Annotated in this window: 13 protein-coding genes and 1 pseudogene; all 14 read left to right on the top strand. The window is 66.2% G+C overall.

What is annotated here, in order from left to right; genetic code table 11:
* The coding region (locus OXU42_19140; GenBank protein ID MDE0031501.1) for a hypothetical protein at window positions 1–275 on the top strand (275 nt) is incomplete at its 5' end.
* 9 nt (window positions 276–284) lie between these two features.
* Complete coding sequence (locus OXU42_19135) at window positions 285–1040, top strand: sulfite exporter TauE/SafE family protein (GenBank protein ID MDE0031500.1); 756 nt, start codon at window positions 285–287, stop codon at window positions 1038–1040.
* Between the two features lie 130 nt (window positions 1041–1170).
* Entirely contained in the window at window positions 1171–2604 is a 1434-nt protein-coding gene (gene sthA, locus OXU42_19130; GenBank protein ID MDE0031499.1) for a Si-specific NAD(P)(+) transhydrogenase, read from the top strand.
* Window positions 2605–2685: 81 nt separating this feature from the next.
* The gene (locus tag OXU42_19125; GenBank protein ID MDE0031498.1) at window positions 2686–3870 is read left to right on the top strand and encodes an ABC transporter substrate-binding protein; all 1185 of its coding nucleotides are present in this window, start codon (window positions 2686–2688) and stop codon (window positions 3868–3870) included.
* Window positions 3871–4010: 140 nt separating this feature from the next.
* Window positions 4011–4766, top strand: a pseudogene (locus tag OXU42_19120) (ABC transporter ATP-binding protein).
* Window positions 4658–5494: an ABC transporter ATP-binding protein gene (locus OXU42_19115; protein ID MDE0031497.1), complete on the top strand. Its 837-nt coding sequence runs from the start codon at window positions 4658–4660 to the stop codon at window positions 5492–5494. Before OXU42_19120 ends, OXU42_19115 begins: the two are co-directional and overlap by 109 nt.
* 4 nt (window positions 5495–5498) lie before the next feature.
* A complete protein-coding gene (locus tag OXU42_19110) occupies window positions 5499–6512 on the top strand; it encodes a branched-chain amino acid ABC transporter permease (protein MDE0031496.1) in 1014 nt (337 codons plus the stop codon).
* A gap of 77 nt (window positions 6513–6589) precedes the next feature.
* A complete protein-coding gene (locus OXU42_19105; GenBank protein MDE0031495.1) occupies window positions 6590–7861 on the top strand; it encodes a branched-chain amino acid ABC transporter permease in 1272 nt (423 codons plus the stop codon).
* A 194-nt stretch (window positions 7862–8055) separates the two neighbouring features.
* Window positions 8056–9201 carry an ABC transporter substrate-binding protein gene (locus OXU42_19100; protein MDE0031494.1) on the top strand — a complete coding sequence of 382 codons (1146 nt, stop codon included), beginning with the start codon at window positions 8056–8058 and terminating at the stop codon, window positions 9199–9201.
* A 156-nt stretch (window positions 9202–9357) separates the two neighbouring features.
* Window positions 9358–10281: a branched-chain amino acid ABC transporter permease gene (locus tag OXU42_19095; protein ID MDE0031493.1), complete on the top strand. Its 924-nt coding sequence runs from the start codon at window positions 9358–9360 to the stop codon at window positions 10279–10281.
* Window positions 10282–10302: 21 nt separating this feature from the next.
* Complete coding sequence (locus OXU42_19090) at window positions 10303–11583, top strand: branched-chain amino acid ABC transporter permease (GenBank protein ID MDE0031492.1); 1281 nt, start codon at window positions 10303–10305, stop codon at window positions 11581–11583.
* On the top strand, window positions 11570–12337 hold the full coding sequence (locus tag OXU42_19085) for an ABC transporter ATP-binding protein (protein ID MDE0031491.1): 768 nt from the start codon (window positions 11570–11572) through the stop codon (window positions 12335–12337). The genes OXU42_19090 and OXU42_19085 overlap by 14 nt, the downstream gene beginning before the upstream one ends.
* A 5-nt stretch (window positions 12338–12342) precedes the next feature.
* Entirely contained in the window at window positions 12343–13053 is a 711-nt protein-coding gene (locus OXU42_19080; GenBank protein MDE0031490.1) for an ABC transporter ATP-binding protein, read from the top strand.
* 157 nt (window positions 13054–13210) lie between these two features.
* On the top strand, window positions 13211–13493 hold a 283-nt coding region (locus OXU42_19075), incomplete at its 3' end, for an amino acid ABC transporter substrate-binding protein (GenBank protein MDE0031489.1).

Raw genomic sequence — 13493 nt, 5'->3', positions numbered from 1 at the left:
AGAAGGCCGAGTTCCCGCCGGTGTCGCTGCCCACCCGGGAGTACATGGAGCGGGCGCGCAAGCTCTGGGACGAATTGGGCATGCCGGAGCTCAAGTACGGCAACCCGTGGCACGGCTATTCGCTGGGCCTGTGGCCGGCGGAGCTGGACGACGAGGCGGCGCTGGCGGTCCGGGGGGAGCACCACCGCATCGGCGCCAAGCTGGACGAGCGCGCCGTGCCCGTGGCGAAGGGCGAGCGGCTGCAGGACGTGCAGAAGCGATGGAAGCCCGAGTGAGCCTGATCCGTGGCGTTTGACGGAACCCTGGTCCTGGTGGCGGCCACGATCTTTTTCGCCGGCTTCGTCAAGGGCGCCACGGGCATGGGGTTCCCGCTCATCGCCACGCCCATGCTGACCCTGCTGCTCGACATCCGCATGGCCATCGTCGTGCTGCTGATCCCCAGCGTGGTCATGGACCTGAGCCAGATCTTCCGCCGGGGCATTCCCACCGAGATGTTCCGGCGCTTCTCGTCCATGTTCCTGTTCGCGCTGGCGGGCGTGTTCCTCGGCACCTGGGAGCTGACCCAGCTTCCGTTGTGGACCCTGAACCTGATCCTGGGAAGCGTCGTGGTGGTGTTCGCGGTATCGGGCCTGTTCGCCTTCACGCTGACCACGCCGCCACGCGCGGAACGGTTCATGTCGCCGGTCATGGGGTTCGTCGGCGGCCTCTGTCTGGGCCTCACCAACACCATGGGGCCCGTCATGGCGCTCTACCTCCACGGCCTTCGACTGGAGAAGGCCGAGTTCGTCAAGGCCATCTCCACGGCGTTCATCATGGCCAAGTTCTGGCAGGTGGTCGCCATCTCCACCTGGGGCCTGTTCACGGTCGAGGCGCTGAAGCTGTCGCTCTTCGTCACCGGGTTCATTTTGGCGAGCTTCTACGTGGGCCTGCGCGTTCAGGACCGGGTCCCGCAGAAAATGTTCAACCGGGCCATCCTCGCGCTGCTGATCGGCACCGGCATCATGCTGGTCTACCGCGCCTTGACCGAAGCCTGGGTGTGACGGCGCCTTCACGCCGTGCGTGACTTTTCCGCGCCCGATCTGCTATGCATGCTCCGACGATCTGCCAACACATCGTTGGAATCGGCGTTCCACGACCCGCACGCAACAGGCTGGAGCGAGACAACACCCCATGCAGCCTTTCGACTACGACGTCCTCGTCATCGGCAGCGGTCCCGCGGGCTTCACGGCGGCCGTCCAAGCGTGCGAGATGGGCGCCCGGGTAGCCATCCTGGAGCGCCGCGAAACCCTGGGCGGGATTACCCTCCTTTCGGGCACCATCCCCAGCAAGACCCTGCGCGAGGCGATCCTTTACCTGCGCGGCGTGCGCCACCGCCAGTTCTACGGCACCGACTTCACCCAGAAGAAGGACATCACCCTGTCGGATCTGTTCGTGCGCGTACGCAAGGTGGTGGAACGGCGCATCGCGACGATGGAGGACCAGCTTCAGGCCTATCGCGATCGCGACCGCATTGACGTCTACCGCGGTTACCACGCCACCGTGGACGGCCCCAACTCGGTGCACGCGTGGGTGCTCAAGAACCCCATGGAGTCCATCACGCTGAAGGCGGAGAAGATCATCATCGCCTCCGGATCGAGACCTCGTTTCGCTCCCGACATTCCGGTGGACAACGAGGTCATCTACGACTCCGACTCGGTGTTCACACTGGAGTTCAAGCGCAAGACCCTGCCCGAATCGCTGATCGTGGTGGGCGCCGGCGTCATCGGGGCGGAATACGGTTCGGCCTTCGCGGTGCTGGGGTGCAAGGTGTCGCTGATCCAGCGCGACCATTCCTTCCTCACCTTTGCCGAGAAATCGCTCGTGGATCTGCTCATGCGGCGCATGGAGGACTCCGGCGTCGAGTTCGTTTGGAACGCGTGGTACGACAAGATCGAGCGGATGCCGGGATCGGAAGAAAGGGCACGGGTCACCCTCGCCGACGGCCGGGCGCTGGAAGCGGACGCGGTGATCGTGGCCAGCGGGCGCGAGGTGGCGTCCAAGGTCCTGGGGTTGGAAGACGTGGGGGTGGAGACCACCGAGTACGGGCTCATCAAGGTCAACGAGCTCTTCCAGACGTCGATCCCCAGCATCTATGCCGCCGGCGACGTCATCGGCTTCCCGGCGCTGGCCTCCACCAGCAACGAGCAAGGCCGCATGGCCGCGAGCTATGCCCTCGGGCACCGGGCGGGCGGCCGCCGCGCGCGCTTCCCCATGTGCGTCTACACCATCCCCGAGATCGCCATGATCGGCTATACCCAGAACGAGCTGGACGACAGGGGCATCCCCTACGCCAAGGGCGTGGCCACCTACGAGGAAGTGACCAAGGCCGGCATCATCGGGGATCCCCACGGCATGCTGACCCTGCTGTTCGAGCCCAACGGCGGACATCTGCTGGGCGTGCACATCATCGGCGACCAGGCATGCGAGCTGATCCACATCGGCCAGGCGGTGATGAGCTTCAACGGCACCATCGACTACTTCATCGACAACGTCTTCAACTTTCCCACCATGGGGGAGGCCTACAAGATCGCCGCACTGAACGGAGTCAGGCAACTGCCGGGTTGAGCGCGCGCGACGGCAGTTGCAATACGCCTGACAACTCGGCTAATGTCGTCCGACATGCCGTTCCCAACCAAGGAGGTCGTCATGAAAAGACTGATTGTTGCCATCCTGTTCATTGTCATGAACGCCGGTGCGCTTTACGCCGCCGATGTCAAGCTGGGCGTGGTCTTCGGATACACGGGACCCATCGAATCTTTGACACCCCAAATGGCCGCGGGCGCCGAGCTTGCCATGAAGGAGGTCAGTGACAGCGGCGCGCTGCTCGGCGGCGCCAAGGTGGTATCCGTGCGCGCCGATTCCACCTGCGGCGACGCCGCCGCCGGGTCGGCCGCCACCGAGCGGATCGTCACCTCGGACAAGGTAAACGCCATCGTCGGCGGCGACTGCTCCGGCGTCACCATCGCCATGCTCGAGAACGTGGCCAAGCCCAACGGCATCGTGATGATCTCGCCGTCGGCCACCTCTCCGGCACTGTCCACCATCGAGGACAACGGCCTCTTCTTCCGCACCGCGCCGTCCGACGCGCGCCAGGGCGCGATCATCGCCGACATCCTGAAGGAGATGGGGATCAAGGAGGCGGCGCTGACCTACACCAACAACGACTACGGCAAGGGCCTGGCGGACAGCATCGCCGCCAACGTGAAGAAGGGCGGCGGCAAGATCACCATCTCGGCCCCTCATGAGGACGGCAAGGGCGACTACAGCGCCGAGGTGGCGGCGTTGGCCGCCGCGGGCGGCGACATCCTGATCGTGGCCGGTTACGCCGACCAGGGCGGCAAGGGCATCATTCAGGGCGCCCTCGACACCGGCGCGTTCGACAAGTTCTATCTGCCCGACGGCATGATCAGCGATTCCCTGATCAAGGCCATCGGCAAGGGCCTCGACGGCTCCATCGGCGCCCACCCGGGCACCGACAGTCCGGGAGCGGCCAAGCTCGGCGAGATCGCCAAGGCCGCCAAGGTCAAGTCGGACAGCCCCTTCGTGCCGGAATCGTACGACGCGGCCGCGCTGATCATGCTGGCCATGGAGGCGGCGAAGTCGTCCGAGAGCGGCAAGCTCAAGGACAAGGTCATGATGGTGGCCAACGCCCCGGGCGAGAAGATCTATCCGGGCGAGCTGGCGAAGGCGCTCAAGATCCTCGCGGGCGGCGGCGACGTGGACTATGTCGGTGCTTCGGCGGTGGAACTGATCGGCCCGGGCGAGAGCGCCGGTAACTACCGCCAGATCGCCGTCAAGGGCGGCAAGTTCGAGACGGTCAAGTACCGGTAGGTCTCGCCAGCGGACGGGGTCCTTCGACTTCGCTCGCCCTTCGACAAACTCAGGACTCGCTACGCTCAGGACGAACGGCCGAGCGTCCGAAGTCCGTCGGTCCTGAGCGTAGCGGAGCGTAAGCGAAGCGGAGTCGAAGGATGATCGCCGTAGAAGACCTGCACATGCACTTCGGCGGTATCCGGGCCGTCGACGGTGCCTCTCTGGAAATCCAACGCGGCGCCATCACGGGCCTCATCGGCCCCAACGGCGCGGGCAAGACCACCCTCTTCAACGTCATCGCGGGCGTCCACAAGCCAACCTCCGGAAACGTCTACCTCGACGGCGAGGACATCACCGGGCTTACGCCCCACGAACTCTTCGCCAAGGGCGTTCTGCGTACCTTCCAGATCGCCCACGAGTTCTCCACGCTCACCGTCCGGGAAAACCTCTTGACGGTGCCGGGGGGCCAGTCCGGCGAAAACCTGCTGGACGTGTGGCTCAGGCCGGGCCGTATCCGCGGCCAGGAAGCAGCCAACGGCACCCGCGCCGACGAGGTCATCGAGTTCCTCAAGCTCGAGCGCGTGGCCGGGGAGTTGGCCGGCAACCTTTCCGGCGGACAGAAGAAGCTGCTGGAACTGGGGCGCACCATGATGGCGGAGCCGCGCGTCGTGCTGCTCGACGAGGTCGGCGCGGGCGTCAACCGCACCCTGCTCAAGGACATCGCCGGCGCCATCCTGCGCCTCAACCTGCACCACGGCTACACCTTCTGCATCATCGAGCACGACATGGAGCTGATCTCGCTCCTGTGCGACCCTGTGATCGTCATGGCCGAAGGCAAGGTTCTGACACAGGGGTCCCCTCCGGAAGTGCAATCCGACGAGCGGGTCATCGAAGCCTACCTTGGGCGAGGACTGGTCACGCGAGGGGAGCGCACCTCATGAGCTTCCTGGCGGGCGCGGACCTCGTCGGCGGCTATGGCGGCCCGGACATCCTCCGGGGCTGCGCCATCGCCGCGGAGCGCGGCGAGATCACCGTGGTGGTGGGCCCCAACGGCGCCGGCAAGTCCACGGCCATGCGCGCGCTCTTCGGCATGCTGACTCTTCGCTCGGGATCGGTGCACCTGGGCGGCGAGGACATCACCGCGCTGGCGCCACAGGCGCGGGCGCGCAAGGGCATGGGGTTCGTGCCGCAGACCGACAACGTGTTCCGCTCGATGACGGTGGCGGAGAACCTCGAGATGGGCGCGTTCGTCCGGGACGACGACATCTCCGGCACCCTGGACGAGGTCTACGGGCTGTTCCCGGCGCTCAGGGACAAGCGCCGCCAGCCCGCCGGCGAGCTGTCCGGCGGCCAGCGCCAGCAGGTGGCCATCGGCCGGGCGCTGATGAACCGGCCGCGGGCGCTCATGCTCGACGAGCCCAGCGCCGGGGTCTCGCCCATCGTCACCCACGAGTTGTTCGAGCGTATCCTCGACATCGCCCAGAGCGGCGTCGCCGTGCTCATCGTCGAGCAGAACGCGCGCCAGGCCCTGGAACTGGCGGACAAGGGGTACGTCCTGGTGCAGGGCCGCAACCGCTTCACCGGCACTGGGGAAATGCTGCTGGCCAACCCGGAGGTCCGGAAATCGTTTCTCGGGGGGTGACCCGTTGCAGGACATCGTCAACGCGGTGGTGCTGCTCACCAACTTCCTGGTGGTCCCGGCCACCGCCTACGGCTGCCAACTCGCCCTCGGCGCCCTGGGGGTCACGCTGGTGTACGGCGTCCTGCGCTTCTCCAACTTCGCCCACGGCGAGATCATGGCCTTCGGCGCCATGGTCACCATCCTGTTCACCTGGCTGCTGCAACACGGGGGCGTGACCTTCGGGCCGCTGCCCACGGCGCTCCTGGCGCTGCCCGCGGGCATGGCGGTCACCGCCGGGCTGTGCCTGCTGACGGACCGCTGGGTCTTCCGGTTCTACCGGCGCACGCGGGCGCAGCCGGTGATGCTGCTGGTGGTGTCGGTAGGGGTCATGTTCGTCTTGAACGGGGTCATCCGCTTCATCATCGGTCCCGCCGACCGGGTCTTCACCGACGGCGCCCGCTTTCTTTTCACGGTGCGGGAATTCAAGGCCTGGACCGGACTGTCGGAAGGCCTTGCCATCAAGACCACACAGACCCTCAGCTTGGTGGTGGCCGTGGTGCTGGTGGCGGCCCTCTTCTGGTTCCTGGAGAAGACCCGAACGGGCAAGTCCATGCGCGCCTTCTCGGACAACGAGGACCTGGCGCTGCTGTCCGGCATCAACCCGGAACGGGTGGTGGCGGTCACCTGGCTGATCGTCGGCTGTCTCGCGGCCGTGGCCGGCACGCTCTACGGCCTCGACAAGAGCTTCAAACCGTTCACCTTCCTGTCACTGCTCCTGCCCATCTTTGCCGCCGCCATCGTCGGCGGGCTCGGCAACCCGCTGGGCGCCATCGTCGGCGGCTTCGTGGTGGCCTTCTCCGAAGTGCTGCTGACCTATCCCTACCGGAAGTTCCTGGCGTACCTGGGGCCGGAGGGCTGGCGCCCGGACGGCCTGGTGCAGTTCCTTTCCACCGACTACAAGTTCGCGGTGTCGTTCTTCATCCTGGTGGTGGTGCTGCTGGTGAAACCCACCGGCATCTTCAGCGGGAGGTCGTCATGAGCGACGCCCCCGCGCCCTTTTCCGTCCGCCTGGCCCGGGCGCTGCGGACTCCGAGGAAGCCGGTCCTGTTCGCTGCCATGACGGCGCTCATCTGCCTCGTGGGCGCCGGCCAGAGCTGGTCTCTGGCGCTGACGATCCTGAACCTGTGCCTGATCTCGGCCGTCATGACCCTGGGGGTGAACATCCAGTGGGGCTACGCCGGTCTGTTCAACGCCGGGGTCATGGGCTTCGCCGCCCTCGGCGGGCTGGCGGGAGTGCTCGTGTCCATGCCGCCGGTGCGCGCGGCATGGCACGCGGGCGGCGCCGGCGTGGTGCTGGCCCTGGCCATGGCGCTCGTCACCATCGCGGCCGCGGTGCTCGTCTATCGCGGGATGCGGCAGCCGGTCTACCGCAAGCTCGCGGTGGCGCTCGTGGTGGCGGCCGGGTACTTCGCGGCCCGGGCGCTGTTCGAGCCCGCGGTACGCGCCATCGAGGCCGTGGACCCGTCGCGGACCGGCTACCTCGGCGGTTTCGGCCTGCCCGTCGTCCTGTCCTGGTTCGTGGGCGGCGTCCTGGCGGCGGGCGCGGCCTGGGCCGCGGGAAAGATCAGCCTCGGGCTGCGCGCCGACTACCTCGCCATCGCCACCCTGGGCATCTCCGAGATCATCGTCGCCTTCCTCAAGTACGAGGAGTGGCTGGCGCGGGGCGTGAAGAACGTCACCGGCCTGCCCCGGCCGGTCCCCTACGAGGTGGACCTGCAAGCCGCCGCGTGGTTCCGGGAATGGGCGGACAGCCTCGGCGCCTCTCCGGTGGACCTGTCCTCCATCGTGGTGAAGCTGTGCTACGCGGGTCTCTTCGCGCTGGTGCTGGTGGTGCTGATGTGGCTCGCCGAGGCGGCGCTGCGATCGCCCTGGGGCCGCATGATGCGCGCTATCCGGGACAACGAGACCGCCGCCGAGGCGATGGGCAAGGACGTGACCGCGCGGCACCTGCAGGTCTTCGTGATGGGCTCGGCGGTGGTGGGCATCGCCGGCGCCATGCTGGCCACCCTGGACGGCCAGTTCACCCCCAACACCTACCACCCCTTGCGCTTCACCTTCCTCATCTGGGTCATGGTCATCGTCGGCGGCTCCGGCAACAACTGGGGCGCCGTCCTGGGGGGGTTCGTGGTGTGGTACTTCTGGGTGGAAGCCGAGCCCATGGGGCTGTGGCTGATGGATTTCATCACATCGCCGCTGTCCGCGGACAGCCCCGTGCGGAGCCATCTCATGGAGAGCGCCGCCCACATGCGCCTGGTGGTCATGGGGCTGGTGCTGCTGCTGGTCCTGCGCTTCGCGCCCCGCGGCCTGATACCGGAAGAAAGGCGCTAGTGGACGCCTTTGCGCAGACCAAAAAAGTTCTTGACCCCAATGGCATGGGGGCGTATAGATTCATAATAAAGTAGTTAATAAAGCGGAGAACTCAGGTATTTGCGAAAAGAGTTGTGTCTGTTCTCGGACGGTGTTAGAATTTTTTCTCAAGCCGCTGAAAGGAGGCAGCTATGAAACACAGATTTACGTTACTCATGGCGATGGTTTTCGCGGGCCTGTTCGCCCTGGCGACGAGCATTTCCGCCCAGACCATCAAGATCGGCCTCAACGTCCCGCTGACCGGCGACATTCCGAAGGTCGGCGAGGGCTCCAAGTTCGCGGCCGAGATGTGGCTCGAGGACATCAAGGCCGCCGGCGGTCTCGAGGTCGGGGGCAAGAAACATCCGGTGGAGATCGTCATCGAGGACAACGAGTCCAAGGCCGAGTCCGCGGTCAAGGCCGCCACCAAGCTGATCACCGAAGACGAGGTGCTGGCCATCGTCGGGCCGCAGTCCTCCAAGCAGGCGGTTCCCGCGGGCGGCGTGGCCCAGGATCGCGCAACCCCGATGATCAGTCCCTGGTCCACCAACCCCAACACCACCAAGGACCGCCCCTACGTCTTCCGCGCGCCGTTCCTGGATCCGTTCCAGGGGCCCGTGCTGGCGAACTTCATCACCAACGAGTTCAAGTTCACCAAGGCCGCGGTTCTCTACGACGTCGCCAGCGACTATCCCAAGGGCCTGGCCGAGTTCTTCAAGGGCGCCTGGGAGAAGCTCCACGGCGCGGGTTCGGTGGTCGCCTTCGAGAGCTTCACCACCAAGGACGCCGACTTCAGCTCGCAGCTCACCAAGATCCGCAACTCGGGCGCCCAGGTGCTGTTCACGCCGCAGTACTACAACGAGGTGGCGTTGATCGTGCAGCAGGCGCGCCAGCTCGGCGTGAAGGGCCCCATCGTGGGGAGCGACAGTTGGGGTTCCGCGGAAACCGTGAAGCTGTGCGGCAAGGCCTGTAACGGGTCGTTCTTCAGCACCCACTACGCGGCCAAGGGCGCCACCGGGGCCACCAAGGCGTTCATCGACCGCTACAACAAGAAGTACGGCTACGTGCCCGATGACGTGGGCGCGCTCACCTGGGATTCGCTGCGCATCGTCGAGCACGCCATCAAGGCCACCGGCGGGCTCACCGGCGACATCAAGAAGGACCGTGAGAACGTCAAGAACGCCCTGGCCGGGATCAAGAAGTTCGCGGGAATCACCGGGGACATGGCCTTCACCGCCGAAGGCGATCCCGTCAAGTGCGCGGTGGTCGTGCGCATCAGCGACAAGGGCGAGTTCGAGTTCTACAAGTCGGTCTGCCCGTAGATCCGAACCCGGACCCGCGCGTGCACGGGGCGAGGGCGGCCGCATTCGCGGCGCGTGACGCCCCGCAGGCGGATTCCAACTGGGGAGGGCCAGGATCGCGGTCCTGGCCCTCCTTGCCTGAACATCCCGTTCGACAATCCAACACAGCCGGTGGGCATGTCGCTGTTTCTCCAAAACCTGGTCAACGCCCTGCAATGGGGGAGTTTCTACGCTCTCATCGCGCTGGGCTACTCCATGGTCTACAGCATTCTCATGCTGTTCAACTTCGCCCACGGCGACATCTTCATGGTGGGTGCGTACATCGGCGTCGGGGTCGCCGCGGTGCTCCTCGGGGCGTCCGCCGAGGGCTACCTGGCGCTGCCTCCCTGGGCGATACTGGTCCTGACCATCCTGCTGGCCATGGTTTTGACGTCGTTCGTCGGCATGCTGGTCGAACGCATCGGCTACCGGCCCCTGCGGGGCGCGCCGCGAGCCTCCGCGGCCATCACCGGCCTCATGATCGGGATCATCCTGGAAACCGGCAACCTGGCGTTGCTCGGCGCCCAGCGGATACGTTTTCCGTCCCTGATCGATACGACGGTCTACGAGGTGGCGGGCGTCTTCGTCACCAACACGAAGATCATTATCGTGGTGGTGTCGCTGCTGTTGGCCGCCGGCATGCACTTCTTCGTGCACAAGACCAAGTGGGGCCTGGCCATGCGCGCCATGGCGTTCGACTACGTCGCCGTTCCGCTGATGGGAGTCTCCGTCAACACCATCGCCGCGCTGACCTTCGCGCTGGGTTCGGCGCTGGCGGCCGCGGCCGGGATCCTCTATGCCCTGGCCTACCCGGTGCTGGACCCGTACATGGGCATCGTGTTCGGCTGGAAGGCCTTCGTGGCGGCCATCCTCGGCGGCCGCGGCTCCGTGATGGGGGCGACGCTGGCGGGGTTCCTGCTGGGCTTCATCGAGATCTTCGTGGCCATGATCTTCCCCTCGACGCTGCGCGACCTGATCGCCTACTCCATCGTGCTGCTGATCCTCATCGTCCGGCCGCACGGCTTCTTCGGCGAGCCCTACAGCGCGCGCTTGAGGCTCTGAACGGCAGGGACGGGCTCGGTCATGGATGTGCGCCGGACCATGCGCGGCTTCTCTCAAGTGCCCCTTCTGGGATGGCTCGCGGCCGCGTTCATCTCGGTGGTGATCGAGATCCAGTGGGGCACGCCCTTGGCGCAAGCGCTGGGGCTGCCCAAGATCCCGGTGCTCTTCGGCGTCGTCCTGGCCCTCAAGCAGCCGCACCTGCTGCCCGGCGCGCTGGTGTACCTGCTGCTGGTCTACGGCCTGCCCATCGCGGTCATCGCCCGGCTCGGCGCCGGCATCGCCAACCAGGCGGCGGGCTCGTTGCTGCGCCTGCCGCTGTGGGTCTCCGCCGCCGTCCACCTGGGGCTCTTCTACGCCGCCCTGGAGATGTGGTCCGGCCTCAGCGACTACCGCGACCTGGTGCTGCGCTTCACCCTCATCGCCGTGATGGTCACCCTGAGCCTCAACGTGATCAACGGCTACATGGGCGAGTTCTCGTGCTCTCATCCCGGGTTCATGGCGGTGGGCGCCTACGCCGCCTCGGTGCTGAGCGTGGACCTGTTCACCAAGCACCGCGTGTTCGGCGAGGCGCTGCTGCCGCCCGCCCTGGGGCCGTTCCTCTTCCCGCTGGTGCTCATCATCGCGGGTCTGGTGGCCGCGGTCAGCGCCCTGGTGGTGGCCATCCCCTCGTTCCGGACGCGCGGCGACTACCTCGCCATCATCTCGCTGGCGTTCATGTTCATCGTCAAGAGCCTGATCGAGAACCTGGAGATCGTGGGGGGCGCGCGCGGGCTGGGGGGACAGCCGGACTGGGCCGGCCTGCCCACCGTGTTCCTGTGGACGGTGGCGTGCGTCTGGGTGATCAACAACTTCGTCCGCTCGACCCTCGGCAAGGCGGTCAACGCGGTGCGGGACAACGAGATGGCGGCCACCGCCATGACCGTCGACACGCGCTACACCAAGATGGTGGGCTTTCTTTTCGCCGCCTTCTGGGCCGGGGTGGCCGGCGGCCTCTTCGCCCACGTGCTGCGATACGTCAACCCGGGGACCTTCGGCATCCAGAAGCTGGCCGAGGTGCTGGCGATGGTCTACTTCGGCGGGTTGAACTCGGTCTACGGCTCCATTATCGGCGCCGTCGGCATCAGTCTTCTCGGCGAGGCCCTGCGCCCGCTGGAGATCTTCAAGTGGATCATCATCCCGCTGCTGCTCATCCTGGTGATGATCTACCGGCCCACCGGCCTGGTGGCCTTCAAGGAGTTCGACCCGAGGGCCGTCCTGAAGCCGAAGAACGGACCGGAAAGGGAGCGCGATGCCCTTCCTTGAGGTTGACCACGTCACCCACCAGTTCGGCGGTCTGCGCGCGGTGCACGACTACAACCTGGCCATCGAACCGGGCCAGATCCGCGGGCTCATCGGACCCAACGGGGCGGGCAAGACCACGATCTTCAACCTCATCACCGGCATCTACAACCCGACCCAGGGCGACGTCCGCCTGGACGGCACCCGGATCAACGGCCTGGCGCCTCACCGCATCGCGTCCATGGGCATCGGCCGGACCTTTCAGAACCTGCTCCTGTGGCGCCACATGAACGTGCTCGATCACGTCAAGATGGCGCGTTTCTCACGCATCGGCTACGGCCTGCTCGGGGCGGTCCTGGGCACGCCGCGGCGGCACCGCGAAGAGCGCGAAATCGAGGACGGGGCGCGCGCGCTCCTCGAGATGCTGGACATCGGCCACCTCGCCGGGCAGGCCGTCACCAACCTGCCCTACGGCGCCCAGCGGCGCGTGGAAATGGCCCGGGCGCTGGCGACGGAGCCCAAGCTGCTGCTGCTCGACGAGCCCACCGCCGGCATGAACCCGGACGAACTGGTGCAGATCATGGAGATCATCCGCCGGGTGCACCGCGAGCTGAACCTGGCGATCTTCCTCATCGAGCACCGCATGCGCTTCGTCATGGAGTTGTGCGAGAGGATCCAGACGCTGGTCTTCGGGGAAGTTATCGCCGAGGGGACGCCGGAGGAGATCCAGAACAACCCCAAGGTTATCGAGGCCTACCTGGGTTCCGGCAACGAGTGAAGCCGATGCTATTGTCCGTCGAAAACCTGCGCGTCTCCTACGACCAGATCCGCGCCCTCCAGGGGATCAGCTTCGAGATCGACGAGGGCGAGATCGTGTGCATCATCGGCGCCAACGGCGCGGGCAAGAGCACCACGCTGCTGGCCATCTCGCGCATGGTGCCGGCGGAGGCGGGCACGCGCATGACCTACATGGACAAGGACCTGCTGCAGTACTCCGCCGACAAGGTGGTAAGCCAGCTCGCCATCTCCCACGTGCCCGAGGGACGGCGCCTGTTCGACAACCTCACGGTGATGGAGAACCTGCGGCTCGCGTGCTTCGCCCGCAAGGACGACGGCGTCAGGCGCGACGTCGACCGGGTCCTGAGCATCTTCCCGCGGCTGGCGGAGCGGGAACGCCAGAAAGCCGGCACCCTGAGCGGCGGCGAGCAGCAGATGCTCGCGGTGGGCCGGGCCTTCGTGAGCGGGCGCAAGCTCATGCTCCTGGACGAGCCCTCCATGGGACTGGCGCCGCTGATGATGAAGGGCGTGTTCGACGCGCTCAAGGAAATCAACCAGGAAGGCACCACAATCCTGCTGGTGGAGCAGAACGCGCAGCTCGCGCTCCAGTTCGCCGGCCGGGGCTACGTGCTGGAGAACGGCCACATGGTGCTGGAGGGAAAGTCGGCGGACCTGCTCGCCGACGACGGCGTCAAGCAGGCGTACCTGGGGGGCTGAACGCCATCACCAAGACGCTCGTGTCCTGCTGCCATGGCTCTACAGGCCGCGGATCGTTGCTTTTTCATGAATTTTATCCAGGGTTAATATTATCGCTTGTTCAATAAGAAGTGATCGACATACTCTAGACTTACTTTCTGCCAAGAGGAGGATCATCATGAGAATTCTGTCACGTGCACTTTCTGGCGGCCTCGCGGCCGCGGTCGGCTTGGCGATGGCCGTCTCCGTGGCCTCGGCGGGTACCTTGGACGACGTCCGCCAGCGCGGACACCTGATCTGCGGCATCAACACCGGCTTGGTGGGCTTTGCCGCTCCGGACGACAAGGGCGTGTGGACGGGCTTCGACGTGGACGTGTGCCGGGCGGTGGCCGCCGCCGTATTCGGAGACGCCAACAAGCTCAAGTACAAGAACCTCACCGGCAAGACGCGCTTCACCGCGC

The organism is Deltaproteobacteria bacterium, from assembly GCA_028818775.1.
Classification (GTDB): Bacteria; Desulfobacterota; Binatia; order UBA9968; family JAJDTQ01; genus JAJDTQ01.
The sequence above is the reverse complement of the archived record's forward strand: the minus strand, read 5'-3'. Positions and strand labels throughout refer to the sequence as shown.